Origin of the sequence: Streptomyces flaveolus (genome assembly GCF_000716535.1) — a bacterium.
In the GTDB taxonomy this organism is placed as follows: Bacteria; Actinomycetota; Actinomycetes; order Streptomycetales; family Streptomycetaceae; genus Streptomyces; species Streptomyces flaveolus_A.
The window spans coordinates 40906-60543 of record NZ_JNWV01000006.1 but is presented as its reverse complement, the minus strand read 5'-3'; the positions used below and the strand labels follow the sequence as shown (position 1 = coordinate 60543).

Sequence of the window (19638 nt, the reverse complement as noted above, 5' to 3'; positions counted from 1 at the left end):
GGGCTTGTGGCGTACTCCATCTGCGGCCGAGGCGCTGATCAGGGGCTCGTCCCGGCAGTGCGCCCCGGTCCCGGGATGCGCGCCCGTGCCAATCGTGATCTCAGACCTCGCGAGTACGCGTGGTCTCCCCGAGCACATGGAGCTGGGTGGCGACGGAGTGGAAGGCGGGCAGCTCGGCCGCCGCGGCCTCCAGCTGCAGCAGGGCGTCGAGGGCACCGGGCTCGGTGTCCACGAGGACTCCGGGCACCAGGTCGGCGAAGACGCGCACGCCGTGCACCGCGCCGACCCGCAGGCCCGCGCCCTCGACCAGCGCGGTGAGCTGCTCGGCGGTGAAGCGGCGGGGCATCGGGTCGCCGGCGCCCCAGCGGCCGTCGGGGTCCTGGAGCGCCTGCCGGGCCTCGGTGAAGTGGCCGGCCAGGGCGCGGGCGAGCACCGCGCCGCCGAGGCCGGCCGCGAGCAGGCTGAGGACGCCCTCGGGGCGCAGCGCGGCGACCGCGTTGCGGATGCCCTCGGCCGGGTCGTCCACGTACTCCAGGACGCCGTGGCACAGGACGGCGTCGTAGCCGCCGCGCTCGACCACGTCGAACAGCCCGTGCACGTCGCCCTGGACGCCCTTGACCCGCTCGGCGACGCCGGCCTCGGCGGCGCGCCGCTCCAGTGCGAACAGGGCGTTGGGGCTGGGGTCGACCACGGTGACGCGGTGGCCGAGGCGGGCGAGGGGCACGGCGAACCTGCCGCTGCCGCCTCCGGTGTCCAGGACGTCCAGCGAGTCCCGGCCCGTGGCCTTGACCCGGCGGTCGAGGGCGTCCTGCAGCACCTCCCAGACCACGGCCGTACGGAGAGAGGCGCGAGGACGGGAGGGGTCGGAGCGCAGCGACGTCGTCTGGGGGTGGTGGGAGACGGGCGGGCGCATCGGGTCCGACACGGCAGTTGACTCCTCGGCGGGGCGGGACTTCAGGCGATGTCCACCCTATTGCCTCCACGCCGCGCCTGGTCACCGCGACGGCGCCGACCACGCGCGCCTCCCCGGCGGGTGGTCCGTGGCGCGGCCCCGCCCGTCCGTGGCGAGGACCTCCGCCTCTCAGCCCGCGTCCGGCAGACCGCCCGCCGGACCGCCTCCCCTCCTCGGGCCGTCCCCGCCGGGGCTGGTGCCGCCGTCGACGGCGTCGGTGGCGCCGGCGGGGTCCTGGCGGGGCTGGGGCAGGACCGGCTGGAGGACCAGCATCCGCTCCACGATGCGGAGGAACATCTCCACGTCGCGTATCAGGTCGTCGGCGTCCCGCTGCCCGGCCGCTCCCTGGATGCCCGCCTCGGCCCGGGCGCGGCGCGCGGCCCCGGAGGCGAACAGCGCGCTCCACTCGGTCAGCTCCGGTGCGATCTCGGGCAGCACTTCCCAGGCGCTGCGGATCCGGGGCCGGCGGCGCGGGGTGGTCTCGGGCCGGCCCCGGGCGGCGAGCACGGCGGCGGCGGTGCGCAGGGCGGCGAGGTGGGCCGTCGCGTAGCGCTCGTTCGGCGTGTCCAGCACGGTGGCCTCCTCCAGTCCGGCACGCGCCTGGGCGAGCAGGTCGAGGGCGGCGGGCGGGGCCGTGGCCCGGCGGAGCACGGGGTGCACGTCGCTCGCCGGGCCGGTCAGTGAGGGGGCAGGGCCGGTGGCGCGGCGCCGACGGGCGGCGGCTGCGGACGAGTGGGCCATGACGAACCTCCTGTCGTCTGGGTGACGGCACGAATGCCGTATGTGCCCATCGTGCGGTATGCCACTGACAATCCGTTCTGACCTGGGCTTTTGCCTCGATCGTAGGTTCGGGCGTATTTTTGCACTGACCAGTCAGTTCAAATACGGCCTACGCCGGCAGGGGGGCTTGTGGACGACGCACACGGAACGCTCGGCGCGGACGGAACCGTCGGCGCCGACGTCAGCGCCGAGGCGCTCGGGCTCAAGGGGCCGCGGGGGTGGGCCTTCCGCGGGGTCACCCTGGACGCGGCGCCCGGCTCGCTGATCGCGGTCGAGGGACCGTCCGGCTCCGGCCGCACGTCTCTGCTGCTCGCGCTCACGGGGCGGATGAAGCCCACCGAAGGAGTGGCCACCGTCGCCGGGTTCAAACTCCCGCGCCAGATGGCTGCCCTGCGCCGGGTCAGCGCGGTGGTCAACGTGACCGGCGTGACCGACCTGGAGCCGGCCCTCACGGTCGGCGAGCACCTGCGCGAACGCGCCCTGCTGCAAAGCCGGTTCGGCGACTCCCTGCGCCAGGTGCTGCGCCCGCGCGCCCAGCGCGCGTACGAGGCGAGGCTGCGGGTCGACGCGGCCCTGGCCGCCGCCGGCCTCGACCTGAAGACGCTCCCGAAGGGCTCCCGGACGGCCGTACGCGACCTGGAACGGCCGCAGGAGCTGCGCCTGTCCCTCGCGCTGGCCCTGCTCGGCCGGCCCCGGCTGCTCGGCGTGGACGACGTCGACATGAAGCTCTCGGACGCCGAACGAACGGAGATCTGGGCCCTGTTGCGGTCGCTCACGCGCGCGGGCACGACGGTCGTGGCCGTGTGCCGCACCGCTCCCGCGGACTGCGTCACCGTGCTCACCGCACCGCGGAGGACCGAACCGGAGAACGCCGAACCGGAGAACGCCGCGCCGGAGAACGCCGCGCCGAAGAAGGAGGACGCCGGTGATGCGCTCACCGAGGCTGGCCGCGCTTGAGCTGAGGCGCTTCGGGCGCGGGAAGCTCCCCCGGGCCGCCCTCGTCGCGCTGCTCGTGCTGCCCCTGCTCTACGGCGCCCTGTACCTGTGGTCGTTCTGGGACCCGTACGGCCGTCTGGACCGCATCCCGGTGGCCCTGGTGAACGACGACAAGGGCGCCACGGCGGGCGGGAAGAAGATCACCGCCGGTGACGACATCGTCGACGGACTGCGCGACAGCCGTACCTTCGAGTGGCACGAGGTCAGCGACGCGGAGGCCAGCGCGGGCGTCGAGAACGGCACCTACTACCTGTCGCTGACCATGCCGGCCGACTTCAGCAGCCGGATCGCGTCCAGTTCGGGCGACTCCCCCGAGACCGGCGCCCTCCGGGTGCGCACCAACGACGCGAACAACTACATCGTCGGCCAGATCTCCCGCACGGTCTTCAACGAGGTGCGCTCGGCCGCGTCCAGCAAGGCCTCACGGAGCTTCCTCGACAAGATCTTCGTGTCCTTCTCCGACATCCACGACAAGACCGTCACGGCCGCCCAGGGCGCCGACAAGCTGAACAGCGGGATCGGAAAGGCGGAGAAGGGTTCCAAGGACCTCGCGGACGGGCTGAAGGACGCCAAGGACGGCAGCGGCAAGCTGGCCAAGGGCCTGAAGAAGCTCGACACCGGCGCCGGCGACCTCCAGGAGGGCTCGCGGCAGGTCGCCGACGGTACCCAGGCGCTCGCCGACAAGGTCGACGGCGTCTACGCCGAGGTGGGCCCGTTCCTGAAGGGCAACGAGAAGACCATCGGGGACACCGCCCGGCTGGTCTCCGACTCCGCCAAGGCGGTCAAGGACAACCTCGACGTGCTGGTGAAGCTCGCGCCGGGCGCCGCGAAGACCGCGCACGCCTCCTCCGCCGTCCTGGACGAGGTCTACAAGGACCGCTGCGAGAGCGCGACGATCCCCGACCCGGCCTGCCCCGAACTGAAGCGGGCCAGGACGGCCGCCGCCGAGGTGGCCACCGTCGCCGACGACCTCAACACGCTGATCGCGGACCAGGACGGCGACCTGAAGACGATGCGGGACAACCTGGGCACGCTCCAGAAGCAGGCCGACGCCCTGGCCGAGCGCGCACCGCACCTGTCCGAGGACGTCGAGGACGCCGTCAAGAAGATCGACAAGCTGAACACCGGCGCGCACAAGGTCGCCGCCGGCGCCGAGAAGCTGCACACCGGACTGGGCACCGCGCACACCGGCGCGGTCACCCTGGACAAGGGCATCGGCACCGCGAAGTCCGGCGCCGAGACCCTCAACGGCGGCCTGTACAAGCTGTCCGACGGCTCCGGGAAGCTCGCCGGCGGGCTGCACTCGGGCGCGAGGAAGATCCCGGACTACGACAAGCAGGACCGCGACCGGCGCACCGGCGTGATGGCCGACCCGGTCCGGCTGGCCTCCCACGACCTGCACAGGGCGCCGAACTACGGCACCGGTTTCGCCCCCTACTTCATCCCGCTGTCGCTGTGGGTCGGCGCGATGGTGGCCTACATGTTGATCCCGCCGCTGAACCGGCGCGCCCTCGCGGCCGGCGCGTCCGCCTGGCGGATCGCGTTCGCGGGCTGGCTGCCGGTGGTCGCCGTCGGCGTGCTCCAGGTGTCCGCCCTGATGGCCGTGCTGCACTGGGCGGTCGGCCTCCAGATGCTGCGGGCGGCCGGCACGATCGGCTTCCTGTTCCTGGTCGCGGCCTGTTTCGCGGCGATCGTGCAGTGGCTGAACGCCCGCTTCGGCGCGGCCGGCCGGATCCTCGTGCTCGCCCTGCTGATGCTCCAGCTGACCTCGGCGGGCGGCACCTACCCGGTCCAGACCAGCCCGGGCTTCTTCAACGCGATCCACCCGTTCCTGCCGATGAGCTACATCGTGGAGGCGCTGCGCCGGCTGATCACGGGCGGCGGGCTCGGTCCGGTGTGGCTGGCGTGCGGTGTGCTCGCCGGGTTCACCGCCGGCGCCCTGGCGCTGACCGCCCTCGCGGCCCGCCGCCACCAGGTGTGGACGCCGGCCCGGTTGCACCCGGAGCTGAGCCTGTGATCCAGGGCGAGCGCCCGCACGCGCGCGCACCTGTGAGAATCGGGGCCATGGAAAGCAGCAGCGCCAAGGCCGGCGGCAGCACGCGCCGCGAGGCCACCCGGCAGAAGCTCTACGAGGCGGCCGTCACGCTCATCGCCGAGCAGGGCTTCTCCGCGACCACGGTGGACGAGATCGCCGAGCGGGCCGGGGTCGCGAAGGGCACGGTCTACTACAACTTCGCGAGCAAGTCCGTTCTCTTCGAGGAGCTGCTCAGGCACGGCGTCGGCCTGCTCACCGCCTCCCTGAAGGAGGCGGCCGAGCAGGCGGCACGCGAGGGCCGCGGCAAGGTGGACGCGCTGGACGCGATGATCCGCGCGGGCCTGGTCTTCATCGACCGCTACCCGGCCTTCACACAGCTGTACGTCGCCGAGCTGTGGCGCACCAACCGGGCATGGCAGTCCACGCTGATGGTGGTGCGGCAGGAGGCGGTCGCGGTGGTGGAGGGGGTCCTGCGACGAGATCGACGTCCCGTTGACGGCGGCGGCACTGGTCGGCATGGTCCTGGTCGCCGCGCTGGACTGGAAGTCGTTCCAGCCGGAGCGCTCCCTGGACGACGTACACGCGGCCCTGTCCCGGCTGCTGCAAGGCGCACGCGGAAGGCGCCGGTCCGCTGTGGACCGGCGCCTTCCCCTTCCCCGTGCCGCCACCGGGATTCCCCCGTCGTCCCCCGTTCCTCCCGGCGGCTCCCCCGTTGCTCCCCCGTACTTCCCTCCCGTACTCCCCGTACGGGCTCCCCCGTCGCGGACCCCCGTGGCGGTCTTCCCCCGAGGCCCCCGTGCCTCGCTTCCGCCGACGGATCGGCGGAAGGAGCGGCCAGGGGGCGGGCGCCGTTCCTCCGCCCCGTGTCGGCGGTGCCGGGCCGCGCCCCTCTGCCGTGCCTCCACTCTTCCGTTCGCGCCGGTCCCGGCCCATCCGCGCGCGTACTCATCTGGCCGTCTGAGTACGCGTACTCAGCCGTCCGCGCGCGTGCCCACGCCTGCGGTCCGGCGCCTGGCTACGATCGCGTCCGTGTCCGTACTCCCCCTGGTCTTCACGAGCGGCTGGGCCAGCGGCGTCAACGCCTACGCGGTGGTGCTGCTGCTCGGTCTCTTCGGCGCGACAGGTTTCGCCGACGACGTCCCGCAGACGTTGCAGCGCCCCGAGGTGCTGATCGTCGCGGGCGTGCTCTTCCTGTGCGAGGCCGTCGCCGACAAGATCCCCTACGTCGACTCGCTGTGGGACTCCGTGCACACGGTGGTCCGTCCGCTCGCCGGTGCCTGGGTCGGGGCGCTGCTCGCCGGGCAGAGCGGCTCGCTCTCCGATGTGGCGGCCGGCCTGATCGGCGGTTCGACGGCGCTGGCCAGCCACGCCGTGAAGGCCGGGACGCGGATGGCGGTCAACACCTCGCCCGAGCCGTTCAGCAACATCGCGCTGAGCCTCGCGGAGGATCTCGGGGTCGGGGGCATCGTCACGTTCGCGGTGTTCCATCCGGAGGCGGCGGCGATCATCGCGGCCGTCCTGCTGGCCGGCGGGCTGCTGACCCTGCTGTTCCTCGTCTCGCGCATCCGCCGCTTCCTGCGCCGCCGGGCCCAGCGCCGAGAAGAGCGGCGCCTCGCCTCACGAGCCCCCTGACCTACGCTGGAGCCGCCCGGCGGCCGGGGTGTCGGTGGCGGTCGATAAAGTCGCGGGCATGGCACGGATTGCGGTGATCGGCGCCGGGATGGGCGCGATGGCGGCTGCCGCCCGGCTGGCCGTCGCGGGCCACCGGGTGACGGTGTACGAGCGGACGGAGACGTACGGCGGCGCGGTGCGCCGGTTCGAGCGGGACGGCTTCCGCTTCGACACGGGCCCGGGACTGCTGACGTTGCCCGCCGTGTACCGCGACCTGTTCGTCAAGACCGGCAAGGAACCGCTGGAGGACTGCGTCGAGCTGGTCCAGGTCGATCCGTCCGCACGGCACGTCTTCGCGGACGGCACGGAGGTGTCCCTGCCCAACGCCTCCCGCGCGGGCGTCGTCGCGGCTCTGGACGAGGCGCTGGGGGCGGGGGCGGGCGAGCGCTGGGGCGACTTCCTGGTGCGGGCCCGCGAGGCCTGGGACCGCACCCGCCGGCCGCTGCTGGAGGAGCCGCTGTGGCCCAACTGGCAGGTGCTGGCCGGCAAGGAGCCGTACCCGGGCACCACGTACAAGCGGCTGCTGGGCAGGCGCCGCGTGGTCACGCTGTTCGAGATCGGCAGGCGGGAACTGCGCGACCCCCGGCTGGCGCAGCTGCTGGACGGCTACGCGCTCGCGTACGGCGTCGACCCGGGCACCGCCCCGGCGAGCGCGGCCGTGCTGCCCTACATGGAACACGCCTTCGGCACCTGGTACGTGCGCGGCGGCATCCGGGAGCTGGCGGACGCGGTGTACGAGCGGTGCCGGAAACGGCGGGTCGAGTTCGTGTTCGGCGCCGAGGTCACCCGGATCCTGGAGAAGGACGGCCGCGCGGCCGGAGTGGAGCTGGCCGGGGGCACCTCCCGGGCTTCCGGCTCCGGGGGAGGCACGGTGGCCGAGGCGGACTTCGTGGTCGGCCAGGGCCCGTGGAGGCTGCGCGACCTGACGGACCGACAGGTGTACGGGGCCGGGGCCGTCGAACCGGAGCCGGAGGACCGGTACCCGGGCCGGGTGGTCGTGTGCCTGGCGCTGCGCGGGGCACGGGAGCCCGGCGCGGTGCACCGCACGCTGGTGCACGCGGCCGACGACGAGGGCGACCTTGATCTGCTCCGGCACGGGGAACTGCCCGACCTGCCGACGACCGTCGTCGACCGGCCGGACGACCCGGCCCTGCGCCCCGACGGTGAGCACGAGAGCGTGGTGCTGACGGCGACGGTGCCGTCGGCGACGGAGTACGACTGGGCGGCGCCCGGTGCCGCCGACGCCTTCGCGGACCGGATGCTCGCCGCCGCCGAGCGGGCCGTGCCGGGGCTGCGCGAGCGGGTGCTGTGGCGCGAGGTCCGCACACCGCTGGACACCGAGCGGGAGACGGGGGCCGTGGGCGGTGCCGTGCCGCCGCCCGCGCTGGCCGCGCCGGAGGGTGTGCTGCATCCGGCCAACTCCACGGCGGTACCTGGCCTGTTCGCCGTCGGCGGCTGGTCCCACCCGGGCGGTGGCCTCCCGCACGCCGGCATGTCGGGCGCGCTGGTGGCCGGCCTGATCGTGGAGGGCCCGGAATTCCGCGGCTCCCAGTGAACGGGCAGCGGTGAACGGAGAGCTCAGGCCGGACGGCCCGCGGTGAACGGCCTCCCGCCGGGCCGGCCGGCTGCCAGGCCGCCCGTGAGCGGGTGAGCCGGAGCCCGGGCCAGGCGAACCGGAGCCCGGCCCGGTCGAGCCCGGGCCCGGGTCCTCAGAAGCGGTACTGCTCGTCGTACCCGGCGCCCGGCTGCGGCTGCTGCGCGCCCTGCTGGTGCGGATACGGCTGTTCCTGCGGGAGTTCGCCGCCGTAGGCCTCGTCCGTGCGCTGCTGCGGCACCCACACCCCGCCGGCCGGGGTCTCGCCGTGACCGCCGGTGGCGTACGGGTCCTGCGCGTAGCCCTGCTGCTGCCCGTACTGCTGGCCGTAGCCCTGCTCGTAAGAGCCGTAGGACTGGCTTCCGATGTACGGGTCGGAGTAGTTGGCGTAGCCCTGCTGGGCCGTGCTGTCGTAGCCGTAACCCTGCTGGCCGTAGCCGGAGTAGTCGTAGGCGTAGCTCTGCTGCTGGTCGCTCTGCTGGGCGGTGTGCGCGTGCGCGGGGTCGCCGTAGACGCCGTAGTTGCCGGTGTCGTCGGGGAGGGGCTGCGGCTCGTAGACGGCGGTGGCCTCGGCGGCGGCGGGGTCGGCCGCGCGGGCGCCGGCCGGGGTGAAGACGTCGTCGCGGTCGTAGTCGTCGTCGTAGTCGCCGTGCGCCTGGCCGTGGCCGTAGGACCCGTGGTCGGTGACGTGCTCGGTGTCGTCGGCGGCCGGCGCGAACTCCGGGTCGGCGCCCCGCGGGTCCGGCTCGTGCCGGTCCACCCGGCCGCGGCGCCGCTTGCTGCCACCGGCGGCCTCCGGGCCGGGCCGCTTGACCGCCCAGCCGGAGTCGAAGCCGCGGCGGAACGACAGCGTGACGTAGGTCTGGCCGACCGCGAAGGCGATCGCGCCCAGTCCGATCACGACGACGGACGGCATGAGCACGCCCACCACGACGCCGAGGAAGCCGCCGAAGGCGAGGAGGCGCCAGCGCAGCCGCGCCTTGTACTGCAGCAGCACCTCGCCCAGCAACCACAGCGCGACGCCGCCGAACGCGATGTAGAGGACCGTCCAGCCCATGTACGCCCCTCTCCCAGTGACCGCTACGCAGTGTGTCGTATCGCGGTGCGGCCGGTCTAGGCCTGCGGGGGGTGGTGCAGGCCCAGGTTCTCGTAGATTTCCAGGGTCGCCGTGGAGTTGTTGAGCGTGATGAAGTGCAGTCCGGGCACTCCCTCGGCCAGCAGCCGCGCGCAGAACTCCGTGGCGAACTCGATACCGATGGAGCGTACCGCCGCCGGATCGTCCTTCGCTGTGAGGATCCGCTCTTTCAGGGCGTCAGGGACATGGGCGTTGCTGAGCTTCGGCAACCGTTCCAGCATCTTCACACTGGTGACCGGCAGGACTTCCGGGATGACCGGGGTGTCGCAGCCCGCGGCCGCCACGCGGTCGCGCAGGCGCAGATACGACTCCGGCTGGAAGAACATCTGCGTGATGGCGTAGTCGGCACCCGCACGGCACTTGTCCACGAAGTGGGCGACGTCGGTGTCCCAGTCCGCGGAGCGCGGGTGCATCTCCGGGAACGCGGCGACGCCCACGCAGAAGTCGCCCGACTCCTTGATGAGCCGGACGAGTTCGGCCGCGTAGGTCAGGCCGCGGGGGTGCGGCACCCACTCGCCCATCGGGTCGCCGGGCGGGTCGCCGCGCACGGCGAGCATGTTGCGGATGCCGGCGTCCGCGTACTGGCCGATGATGTTGCGCAGTTCGGCGATGGAGTGGTCGACCGCGGTGAGGTGGGCGACCGGGGTCAGCGTGGTGTCCGCGACGATCTGCTGGGTCTCCTTGACCGTGCCCGCGCGGGTGGAACCGCCGGCGCCGTAGGTCACGGAGACGAAGTCGGGGGCGACCGCCTCGACCCGCCGGAGCGCGCTCCACAGGTTCCGCTCGCCCTTCGGGGTCTTCGGCGCCGAGAACTCGAACGAGTACGTCGTCTTGCCGGTGGCGAGGATGTCGCGCACGGTGCGTGCGCGATCAGTCCTGGTGGATGCGGTTCCGAGGGCCATACCGGCAGGTTAGCCAGGGGTGGGCGGTCCCCCAACCGGATGCCGGAAATTTGCCCGATTTGCCGCTCTCCTGTCCAGCAGGTGGACAGAACGGCCCTAGCGGGCGTCCAGCAGCCGCTTCGCGAAGGCCGTCGCCGCCACGCCCGGGTCGTCCGCCTCGGTGATCGCGCGGACCACGACCACCCTGCGGGCACCCGCGTCCAGCACCTGGTCCAGGTTGCCGAGGTCGATGCCGCCGATGGCGAACCAGGGGCGGTCGGTGCCGAGGCCCGCCGCGTAGCGGACCAGGTCGAGGCCGGGGGCGTGCCGGCCGGGCTTGGTGGGGGTGGGCCAGCAGGGGCCGGTGCAGAAGTAGTCCACGCCCTCCTGGACGGCGGCAGCGGCGGCCTCCGCCTCGGCGTGCGTGGAGCGGCCGATCAGCACCCGGTCGCCGAGGATCGCCCGGGCCGCGGGCACCGGGAGATCACCCTGGCCGAGGTGGAGCACGTCGGCGCGGGCGGCGTGGGCGACGTCGGCCCGGTCGTTGACCGCGAGCAGCTTGCCGTGCCGGGCGCACGCGTCGGCGAAGACCTCCAGGTGCTCCAGCTCCTCGGCGGCCTCCATGCCCTTGTCGCGCAGCTGCACGATGTCGACACCGCCGGCCAGGACCGCGTCCAGGAACTCGGGCAGGTCGCCCTGGCGCTTGCGGGCGTCCGTGCAGAGGTACAGGCGGGCGTCGGCGAGCGCGGCGCGGGCGGTGTCGGACATGCGTGGGTCCCCCCGTGGTCGGTGTCCGTGGCGGTGGTGCGCGGTGGCGTGCGGGCGTCCGGCCCGCACGCCACCGGCCTGGGTGCGGATCTGCTCAGACGGCGAGCGCCTGGGCGCGGCGCTTCACCTCCGTGCCACGATTCTCACTCAGGGCCTGCGCGGGCGTGCCGGGCAGGGTCGGGTCGGGGGTGAAGAGCCACTCGATCATCTCTTCGACCGTGAAGCCGTCGTCCCGCAGGAGCGTCAGGGTCCCGGACAGGCCCTTGACGACCTTGTCCCCGTCGATGAAGGCGGCGGGGACGTGCAGCGCCCTGTTCTCACCGCGGCGTACGGCGATGAGCTGGCCCTCCTTGACCAGCTGCCGGACACGCGTCACCTCGACACCGAGCATTTCGGCGATGTCGGGGAGGGTGAGCCAGGCGGGGACGAGAGCATCGATCTTTGCGTCAATCTCGGTCACGCTTCCTAGCCTGCCATCCCCCACTGACAGTCGGAAGTCAGGCAGGTCCAGGTGGGAGGGTGTGCTAGTCGGCCGTGGCGTTCTTCAGCGGCCGGGCCGGGTCGGTCAGCGCCTCGGGGTCCATCCGCCGGCCCGCCTCGATCAGGCGGCGGCCCTGGGCCAGGTCGCGGGGGCGGCCGACGGCCAGGAGGGCAACCAGGCGGCTCTCGCGGAGCCAGCAGACCGTCCAGGAGGGGCCTGCCGGGTCGCCGCGCCAGACCAGGCGGTCGGCCGCGGCGTGGTGGCCGGCGTACTGGACGAAGCGGCCGAACTGCTCGGACCAGAAGTACGGCACCGGGTCGTAGACCGCCGGGGTCTCGCCGAGGATGTTCGCGGCGACCGTGCGCGGGCCCTGCAGGGCGTTGTCCCAGTGGTGGACGAGGAGCCGTTCGCCGTACCGGGCCGACGGGAAGGAGGCGCAGTCGCCGACGGCGTACACGTCGGGCACGGAGGTGCGCAGGCGGTCGTCGGTGAGGACCTCGCCGTGCGCGCCCAGCGCGATGCCGGAGCCGGCCAGCCAGCCGGTGGCGGGGCGGGCGCCGATGCCGACGACGACGGCGCCCGCGGGCAGCCGGGTGCCGTCGTCGAGCACCACCTCGCCGGGCTCGACGCGCTCCACGCGCGCGTGGGTGCGCAGCTCAGCGCCGGCCTCGGCGTACCAGGCGGCCATGGGCGCAGCGACCTCGGCGGGCAGGGCTCCGGCGAGCGGGTGGCCTGCGGCCTCCACGACGGTCACCGCGCAGCCGGCCTCGCGGGCGGCGGTGGCGAACTCGGCGCCGATCCAGCCGGCGCCCACGACCACGACGTCGTGCTGCCGGGCGAGCACGGGGCGCAGCCGTTCGGCGTCGTCCAGGGTGCGCAGCAGATGCACGCCGGGCACGCCCTCGGTGCCGGGCAGCCGGACCGGTTCGGCGCCGGTGGCGAGGACCAGGACGTCGTACGGCACCCGGCCCGCCTCGGTGTCCAGCTCGTGCTCGGCGGGGCGCACGCCGTACACCTCGCAGCCGAGCCGCAGCTCGACCCCGAGGGACTCGAAGTCCACCTCGAAGGCGGAGTCCTCGGCCTTGCCGAGCAGCACCGCCTTCGACAGGGGCGGCCGGTCGTACGGCTGGTGCGGCTCGGCGCCGATGATGGTCACATCACCCCGGAAACCCTGCTCCCGCAGGGCGACCGCGGTCTGCACCCCGGCCATGCCCGCGCCGACGACGACCACGCGCCGCGCCGGTTCCGTGCCCTCTTGCGCTGTCTGCTCGCTCACCCGATCACCATAGACAATTGACGATCCGTCAGTCAGGGGGCGTGCTCGGTGACCTGCTCCACCACGCTCGTGCCGGAGCCGGCCTGGGACTCCCACTCCCAGGTCTCGTCCAGGCGCACCCGCCCGTCCGGCAGTTCGACGACCGTGGACACGCAGTGCCCCGAGGAGGTCGTCCCGTCGGTCTTGAGCTGCACGTACCGGAAGTCCAGCCGGTCGCCCTCGCGGGTGCCGACCAGATGACCGCGCACGACGTCACCGCCCGTGTACTCGGCCCAGATCTCGCCGTCCTTCTCGTGGTACGCGAACCGCGTGCGGGTACCCACCTGACCTGGGGCTTGGTCCGCCACGGGGGCGAGGATCAGTCCGTCGAGCGACCGGGCCATGGAACGGGGCTCCCTTACGGGTGAGGAGGGCGGCGGGCTAGGGTTGCCACCGTACAAGCACTCGCGGGAGCCCGGACGCACCGGGCTGAGAGGGAGGCTGGCGGCCTCCGACCGTACGAACCTGATCCGGGTCATGCCGGCGAAGGGAGGGGCTGGACGCCCATGTCGTCACGTACGTCCGACGTCCTCGTCATCGGGGGCGGAATCATCGGCCTGGTCACGGCCTGGCGCGCGGCGCAGCGCGGGCTGGCCACCGCCGTCGTGGACCCCGAACCCGGCGGCGGGGCCGCGCAGGTCGCGGCAGGGATGCTGGCCGCGGTCACCGAACTGCACTACGGCGAGGAGACCCTGCTCGCCCTGAACCTGGAATCGGCCCGCCGCTACCCCGCCTTCGCGGCCGAGCTGACCGAGCTGACCGGCCATGACCTCGGCTACCGCCGCTGCGGCACGCTCGCCGTCGCGCTGGACGCCGACGACCGTGCCCACCTGCGGGAACTGCACGCGCTCCAGCAGCGTTCGGGCCTCGCCTCGGAGTGGCTGTCGGGGCGGGAGTGCCGGCGCCTGGAGCCGATGCTGGCGCCGGGGGTGCGGGGCGGCCTGCGGGTCGACGGCGACCACCAGATCGACCCGCGCCGGCTGGCGGCGGCCCTGGTGGCCGCGTGCGAGCGGGCCGGCGTGGTGTTCCACCGCGCGTGGGCGGAACGGCTGGACGTGGTGCGGGACCGGGCCACCGGGGTCACCACGGCGGACGGCACGGCTCTGCGCGCGGACCGGGTGGTGCTCGCGGCCGGCAGCCTGAGCGGGCGTCTCGCGGGCGTGCCGGACGAGCTGCTGCCTCCGGTGCGGCCGGTGAAGGGACAGGTGCTGCGGCTGACCGTGCCGCGCCGGTACGCGCCGTTCCTGAGCCGGACCGTGCGGGCCGTGGTGCGGGGCAGCCAGGTGTATCTGGTGCCCCGGGAGAACGGCGAACTGGTCGTCGGCGCCACCAGCGAGGAGCTGGGCTGGGACACGACGGTCACCGCCGGGGGCGTGTACGAGCTGCTGCGCGACGCGCACGAGCTGGTGCCCGGCATCACCGAGCTGCCGCTCACCGAGACCCGGGCCGGGCTGCGCCCCGGCTCCCCCGACAACGCGCCGTTGCTCGGCCCGTCCGGACTGGCCGGGCTGCTGCTGGCCACCGGGCACTACCGCAACGGCGTGCTGCTGACGCCGGTCACCGGGGACGTGCTGGCGCACGCACTGGTCACCGGGGAGCTTTTGGAGGAGGCCCGTCCGTTCACGCCGCGGCGGTTCGGCACCGCGCCCGGGGAGAACGCCGCGCTCATGGAGACGATGGAAGAGCTGGAGCAGCCCGCATGAACAGTCCGGTCATGATTTCCGTCAACGGGGAGCGCCGGGAGATCGCCCCGGGCACCGCCCTCGACACCCTGGTCCGGACCCTCACCGCCGCCCCGCGCGGGGTGGCCGCCGCCGTCAACGAGACCGTCGTCCCGCGCGCGCGGTGGGCGACGACCGCCCTCGCCGACGGCGACCGGGTCGAGGTCCTCACCGCCGTGCAGGGGGGCTGAGCCATGGCCGACGATCCCCTGGTCCTCGGTGACCTGACCTTCTCCTCCCGCCTGATCATGGGCACGGGCGGGGCACCCAGCCTGGACGTGCTGGAGCGGGCGCTGGTCGCCTCCGGTACGGAACTGACCACGGTCGCGATGCGCAGGGTGGACCCCTCCGTGCACGGCTCGGTGCTGTCGGTGCTGGAGAAGCTCGGCATCCGGGTGCTGCCGAACACGGCCGGCTGTTTCACCGCCGGCGAGGCCGTGCTGACCGCCCGGCTGGCCCGGGAGGCGCTGGGCACGGACCTGGTGAAGCTGGAGGTCATCGCCGACGAGCGGACGCTGCTGCCGGATCCGGTGGAGCTGCTGGAGGCGGCGGAGACGCTGGTCGACGACGGGTTCACGGTGCTGCCGTACACAAACGACGACCCGGTGCTCGCACGGAAGCTGGAGGACGTGGGGTGCGCCGCGGTCATGCCGCTGGGGTCGCCGATCGGCTCCGGGCTGGGGATTCGCAACCCCCACAACTTCCAGCTCATCGTGGAGCACGCGCGTGTGCCGGTGATTCTGGACGCGGGGGCCGGTACGGCGTCGGACGTGGCGTTGGCGATGGAGCTGGGGTGCGCGGGAGTGATGCTCGCCTCCGCGGTGACCCGGGCCCAGGAGCCGGAGCTCATGGCCTCCGCCATGAAGCTCGCGGTGGAGGGGGGCCGGCTGGCCCGGCGGGCCGGGCGGATTCCCCGCAGGTACCTCGCCGAGGCGTCGTCTCCCGCGGAGGGGCTGGCCGTGCTGGATCCGGAGCGTCCCGCGTTCTGAACCGGTGCCGTGGTTCCGGGCCGGGACGTCGTGGGCGCGTCACAGGTCGGCTGCAGTGCTGGTGGAAAGCGGTCTCCGCGCCGGAACTGTCGGTGCTCCCTCGTAGACTCGCTTCTCGTGGATACGACCCTTCAGGACCCCCTCGTCGGGCAGGTGCTCGACGGCCGGTACCGCGTCGACGCGCGGATCGCGGCCGGTGGGATGGCCACGGTCTACCGGGCCCTGGACACCCGCCTGGACCGCGTGCTCGCGCTGAAGGTGATGCACCCGACGCTCGCGGCCGACGGGACCTTCGTCGAGCGGTTCATCCGGGAGGCGAAGTCCGTCGCCCGGCTCGACCACCCCAACGTCGTGCAGGTCTTCGACCAGGGGACCGACGGGTCGTACGTCTACCTGGCGATGGAGTACATCGCCGGCTGCACCCTGCGGGACGTGCTGCGCGAGCGGGGGGCGGTGCAGCCGCGGGCCGCGCTCGACATCCTGGAGCCGGTGCTCGCCGCGCTCGGTGCCGCGCACCGGGCCGGGTTCGTGCACCGGGACATGAAGCCCGAGAACGTGCTGATAGGCGACGACGGCCGGGTCAAGGTCGCCGACTTCGGGCTGGTGCGCTCCGTGGACACGGTGACCAGTACGACGGGTGCCGTGCTCGGGACCGTCTCCTACCTCGCGCCGGAGCAGATCGAGCAGGGCACCACCGACCCGCGCGTCGACGTGTACGCGTGCGGTGTGGTCCTGTACGAGATGCTGACGGGTGCCAAGCCGCACTCCGGGGACTCCCCGGCCCAGGTGCTCTACAAGCACCTCCACGAGGACGTGCCGCCCCCCTCGGCGCTGGTGCCGGGCCTGCCGTACGTGCTGGACGAGCTGGTGGCGTCGGCCACCGCGCGCACCCCGGACATCCGGCCGCACGACGCCGTCGCGCTGCTCGCCCAGGTCCGCGAGGCCCGCCTGACGCTGACCGACGAGCAGCTGGACGCGGTGCCGCCGCAGGCGCTGACCGCGGAGCACGACAACGCCGAGGACCGCACGAGCGTCATCCCGCGCGCGCTCACGGTGCCCCGCCCGCTGCCCGTCGACGAGGACGCCGGCGCCGCTGTGGACGGCATCGACCGCACCGCCCGGTTCCAGAGCCCGCCCGTGCCGCCCCGCCGGCGCCCCGGGCGGCCCCGGCGCACGGTGCTGGCGGTGATCGCGGCCGTGCTGGTGGTGTTCGGCGTGGGCGCCGGGGTCTGGTACATCAACTCCGGCCAGTTCACCAAGGTGCCGCCGCTGCTGGCCAAGACGGAGGCCCAGGCGAAGGACCGGCTGAAGGCGGCCGGGCTGGACGTCGGGCAGGTCAAGCGCGCGTACAGCGACACGGTCGAGCGCGGCACGGTGATCGGCAGCGACCCGGCGCCCGGCGCGCGGATCCGGGACCACGACTCGGTGACGCTGACCGTGTCGCTGGGACCGGAGACGGTGAACGTGCCGAACGTGGCGGGGCAGTCGCTCGCGAAGGCGCGGGCGCGGCTGAAGGCGGACGACCTGGAGCCGGGCATGGTCACCCGCGCGTTCAGCGACGACGTCCCCAGGGGCTCGGTGATCGGTACGACACCCGAGGCGGGCACCGAGCGGCACGCGGGCTCGGCGATCGCGCTGATCGTCAGCAAGGGCAGCCCGATCGACGTGCCGGACGTCACCGGTGACGACCTCGAGAGCGCGCGGCAGGAGCTGACGGACGCCGGGCTGAAGGTGAAGGTGGCCGAGGAGCGGGTCAACTCCGAGTACGACAAGGGCGAGGTCGCCGCGCAGAGCCCGGGCGACGGCCGCCAGGCGGCCGAGGGCGACACGGTGACGCTGACGTTGTCCAAGGGCCCGGAGATGGTCGAGGTCCCGGACGTGGTCGGCGACAGTGTGGACGACGCCCACGACGCCCTGGAGGGTGCCGGCTTCCAGGTGGAGGAGGACCGCGGGCTGCTCGGGCTGTTCGGGGACACCGTGAAGAAGCAGTCGGTGGAGGGCGGCGACGAGGCGCCCAAGGGGTCGACGATCACGATCACCATCCGGTGACCGGCGCATCACGATCACATCGGTGACCGGCCTCACCGGGGAGCGCGGTCCGGGCGCGGGGGCGGACATGACACCCTGAACGGGTGAGTCCCGTTCAGTCCCCCCTCCCCCGCAACCCCGTCGGCGGCCACGTGCCCGTGGCCGGTGGCCTGCACTCCGTCGGGTTGTCGTACGCCCGTGACCTGAAGGCCGAGACCGTGCAGGTCTTCGTCGCCAATCCGCGCGGCTGGGCCACGCCCGCCGGGAACCCGCGGCAGGACGAGGCGTTCCGCGCGGCCTGCGCCGAGCAGTCGATCCCGGCGTACGTGCACGCGCCCTACCTGATCAACTTCGGCTCGCACACCGAGGCGACCGTGGAGCGGTCGGTGGAGTCGTTGCGGCACTCGCTGCAGCGCGGGCGGGAGATCGGCGCGCTGGGTGTCGTGGTGCACACCGGGAGCGCCACCGGCGGACGGACGCGGGAGGTCGCGCTGAAGCAGGTGCGCGCGCATCTGCTGCCGCTGCTCGACGAGCTGACCCACGACGACGACCCGTTCCTGCTGCTGGAGTCGACCGCCGGGCAGGGCTCCTCGCTGTGCTCGCGGACCTGGGACTTCGGGCCGTACTTCGAGGCACTGGACGCGCATCCGAAGCTGGGCGTGTGCCTGGACACGTGCCACGTCTTCGCCGCCGGGCACGACCTGACCGGGCCGGGCGGCATGCACCGGACCCTGGACCTGCTGGTGGACACCGTCGGCCCGGGCCGGCTGAAGCTGATCCACGCCAACGACTCCAAGGACGTGGCGGGCGCCCACAAGGACCGGCACGAGAACATCGGCGCCGGTCACATCGGGGAGGACCCGTTCCGTGCGCTCATGACCCACCCCGCGACCGAGGGCGTCCCGCTGGTCATCGAGACGCCCGGCGGCAAGGAGGGGCACGCGGCGGACGTGGAGCGGCTGAAGAGACTCCGCGAGAACTGACCGTTGGGGAATACCCCCGTGGGGTATATGGTTCCTGTCGGACGCAGGAGCCGTCACCTGACATGGGGGTAGTCATGCAGCACGAGGCGCACGCGGCACACGCGCACCACCACGGGCACGCCGACGCGGACCACCGGGGACACCACCACGCACCCGCCGCCACCTGGGCCATGGCCGTCCAGGCCACCCTGCACTGCCTCACCGGCTGTGCCATCGGTGAGGTGCTCGGCATGGTCGTCGGCACGGCCTTCGGCTGGGGCAACCTGCCGACCATGGTGCTGGCGATCGTCCTGGCCTTCGTCTTCGGCTACTCGCTCACCCTGCGCGGCGTCCTGCGGGCCGGCGTCGACTTCCGTACGGCCTTCCGGGTGGCGCTGGCCGCGGACACCCTGTCCATCGCCGTGATGGAGCTGATGGACAACGGGGTGATCCTGGTCTGGCCGTCCGCGATGGACGCCACGCTGGGCGACGCGCTGTTCTGGGTCTCGCTCGCGGTCTCGTTCGTGCTCGCCTTCGCGGTGACCACCCCGGTCAACAAGTGGATGATCGGCCGGGGCAAGGGGCACGCGGTGGTCCACCAGTACCACTGAGCGGGCCGGGAGTCAGAGCTCGGGGCCGTCCCCGGGCTCCTCCTGGTAGGAGTAGCGCTGCTCCTTCCAGGGATCGCCGATGTTGTGGTAGCCGCGCTCCTCCCAGAAGCCGCGGCGGTCGGCGGTCATGTACTCCACGCCCCGGACCCATTTCGGTCCCTTCCAGGCGTACAGGTGGGGCACGATCAGCCGGACCGGGAAGCCGTGCTCGGCGGTGAGCAGCTCGCCGTCCTTGTGGGTGGCGAAGATCGTGCGGTCGGAGACGAAGTCCGTGAGGCGCAGGTTCGAGCTGAAGCCGTACTCCGCCCAGACCATCACATGGGTGACGTCCGGCGCCGGCGGGGCCAGGTCCACGAGCGCGCGGGCCGGGATGCCGCCCCACTCCGCGCCGACCATGCTGAACTTCGTCACGCAGTGCAGATCGGCCACCACCGTGGTGTACGGCAGGGCCGTGAACTCCTCGTGGCTCCAGGTGCGCTTGTCGCCGTCGGCGGTGGCGCCGAAGACCCGGAACTCCCAGCGCTCGGGCCGGAACTTCGGGACCGGCCCGTAGTGCGTGACCGGCCAGCCGCGCTGGAGCCGCTGACCCGGCGGAAGCTCGGACCCTGCCGCTGCCCCAGACTCTCGCTCCACCGGATGACCCATGTATCCATCCTGACAGACCTCGGGCAGTGCCCCTGACCACCCGCTCCCCAATCGGACAACTACCATCAACTCAG

The 19638-nt window shown here is 73.2% G+C and carries 19 protein-coding genes, 1 pseudogene and 1 riboswitch; of the genes and pseudogenes, 11 read left to right on the top strand and 9 right to left on the bottom strand.

Annotated features, from left to right (window positions below; translation table 11 throughout):
• Positions 1-100: 100 nt before the first annotated feature.
• Together OO52_RS06870 and OO52_RS06865 are read right to left on the bottom strand one after the other, a co-directional pair.
• Positions 101-925, bottom strand: a complete 825-nt coding sequence (locus tag OO52_RS06870; RefSeq protein ID WP_030642005.1) for a class I SAM-dependent methyltransferase — start codon at positions 923-925, stop codon at positions 101-103.
• 156 nt (positions 926-1081) lie between these two features.
• A complete protein-coding gene (locus OO52_RS06865; RefSeq protein ID WP_030642004.1) occupies positions 1082-1693 on the bottom strand; it encodes an SAV_6107 family HEPN domain-containing protein in 612 nt (203 codons plus the stop codon).
• Positions 1694-1861: 168 nt separating this feature from the next.
• On the opposite strand from OO52_RS06865, the gene OO52_RS06860 reads away from it, so the two are divergent.
• The 5 genes and pseudogenes from OO52_RS06860 (at position 1862) to OO52_RS06845 (ending at position 7989) form a co-directional block, all read left to right on the top strand.
• Positions 1862-2689, top strand: a complete 828-nt coding sequence (locus OO52_RS06860; RefSeq protein ID WP_030642003.1) for an ATP-binding cassette domain-containing protein — start codon at positions 1862-1864, stop codon at positions 2687-2689.
• The gene (locus tag OO52_RS06855) at positions 2661-4745 is read left to right on the top strand and encodes a YhgE/Pip domain-containing protein (RefSeq protein ID WP_030642002.1); all 2085 of its coding nucleotides are present in this window, start codon (positions 2661-2663) and stop codon (positions 4743-4745) included. The genes OO52_RS06860 and OO52_RS06855 overlap by 29 nt, the downstream gene beginning before the upstream one ends.
• A gap of 47 nt (positions 4746-4792) precedes the next feature.
• A pseudogene (locus tag OO52_RS46940) lies at positions 4793-5372 on the top strand (TetR/AcrR family transcriptional regulator); the annotation flags it as partial.
• Positions 5373-5792: 420 nt separating this feature from the next.
• Positions 5793-6395 (top strand): DUF4126 domain-containing protein, encoded by a 603-nt coding sequence (locus OO52_RS06850; RefSeq protein ID WP_030642001.1) that lies wholly within the window; start codon positions 5793-5795, stop codon positions 6393-6395.
• Between the two features lie 58 nt (positions 6396-6453).
• Positions 6454-7989: a phytoene desaturase family protein gene (locus OO52_RS06845; protein ID WP_199820032.1), complete on the top strand. Its 1536-nt coding sequence runs from the start codon at positions 6454-6456 to the stop codon at positions 7987-7989.
• Between the two features lie 154 nt (positions 7990-8143).
• Here OO52_RS06845 and OO52_RS06840 read toward each other — a convergent pair whose 3' ends face one another.
• The 6 genes from OO52_RS06840 to OO52_RS06815 all read right to left on the bottom strand — a co-directional run bounded on the left by OO52_RS06840 (position 8144) and on the right by OO52_RS06815 (position 12952).
• Positions 8144-9085: a hypothetical protein gene (locus OO52_RS06840; protein ID WP_030641997.1), complete on the bottom strand. Its 942-nt coding sequence runs from the start codon at positions 9083-9085 to the stop codon at positions 8144-8146.
• A gap of 56 nt (positions 9086-9141) precedes the next feature.
• Positions 9142-10065, bottom strand: a complete 924-nt coding sequence (gene metF / locus OO52_RS06835) for a methylenetetrahydrofolate reductase [NAD(P)H] (protein WP_048910725.1) — start codon at positions 10063-10065, stop codon at positions 9142-9144.
• A 96-nt stretch (positions 10066-10161) separates the two neighbouring features.
• Positions 10162-10812: a thiamine phosphate synthase gene (thiE, locus tag OO52_RS06830; protein ID WP_030641993.1), complete on the bottom strand. Its 651-nt coding sequence runs from the start codon at positions 10810-10812 to the stop codon at positions 10162-10164.
• Between the two features lie 94 nt (positions 10813-10906).
• Entirely contained in the window at positions 10907-11272 is a 366-nt protein-coding gene (locus tag OO52_RS06825; RefSeq protein ID WP_030641990.1) for an Rv2175c family DNA-binding protein, read from the bottom strand.
• Between the two features lie 64 nt (positions 11273-11336).
• Entirely contained in the window at positions 11337-12569 is a 1233-nt protein-coding gene (locus OO52_RS06820; RefSeq protein ID WP_199820031.1) for an NAD(P)/FAD-dependent oxidoreductase, read from the bottom strand.
• 32 nt (positions 12570-12601) lie between these two features.
• Entirely contained in the window at positions 12602-12952 is a 351-nt protein-coding gene (locus OO52_RS06815) for a hypothetical protein (RefSeq protein ID WP_030641987.1), read from the bottom strand.
• Positions 12953-13005: 53 nt separating this feature from the next.
• A riboswitch (TPP riboswitch) is annotated at positions 13006-13117 on the top strand.
• Between OO52_RS06815 and thiO the strand changes: the two genes are divergently transcribed.
• The 6 genes from thiO to OO52_RS06785 all read left to right on the top strand — a co-directional run bounded on the left by thiO (position 13115) and on the right by OO52_RS06785 (position 18919).
• Positions 13115-14311: a glycine oxidase ThiO gene (gene thiO / locus OO52_RS06810; RefSeq protein WP_030641985.1), complete on the top strand. Its 1197-nt coding sequence runs from the start codon at positions 13115-13117 to the stop codon at positions 14309-14311. Its footprint overlaps the riboswitch before it by 3 nt.
• Positions 14308-14520, top strand: a complete 213-nt coding sequence (gene thiS, locus OO52_RS06805; protein ID WP_030641983.1) for a sulfur carrier protein ThiS — start codon at positions 14308-14310, stop codon at positions 14518-14520. The genes thiO and thiS overlap by 4 nt, the downstream gene beginning before the upstream one ends.
• Positions 14521-14523: 3 nt before the next feature.
• Positions 14524-15318, top strand: coding sequence for a thiazole synthase (locus OO52_RS06800; RefSeq protein WP_030641981.1), 795 nt, complete (start codon positions 14524-14526; stop codon positions 15316-15318).
• A gap of 117 nt (positions 15319-15435) precedes the next feature.
• A complete protein-coding gene (pknB, locus tag OO52_RS06795) occupies positions 15436-17367 on the top strand; it encodes a Stk1 family PASTA domain-containing Ser/Thr kinase (RefSeq protein WP_030641979.1) in 1932 nt (643 codons plus the stop codon).
• Between the two features lie 83 nt (positions 17368-17450).
• The gene (locus tag OO52_RS06790; protein ID WP_030641977.1) at positions 17451-18329 is read left to right on the top strand and encodes a deoxyribonuclease IV; all 879 of its coding nucleotides are present in this window, start codon (positions 17451-17453) and stop codon (positions 18327-18329) included.
• A gap of 74 nt (positions 18330-18403) precedes the next feature.
• Positions 18404-18919, top strand: coding sequence for a DUF4396 domain-containing protein (locus OO52_RS06785; RefSeq protein ID WP_030641975.1), 516 nt, complete (start codon positions 18404-18406; stop codon positions 18917-18919).
• Positions 18920-18931: 12 nt separating this feature from the next.
• On the opposite strand, the gene OO52_RS06780 is transcribed toward OO52_RS06785, so the two are convergent.
• Positions 18932-19564 (bottom strand): sulfite oxidase-like oxidoreductase, encoded by a 633-nt coding sequence (locus OO52_RS06780; protein ID WP_030641973.1) that lies wholly within the window; start codon positions 19562-19564, stop codon positions 18932-18934.
• Between the last annotated feature and the right edge of the window lie 74 nt (positions 19565-19638).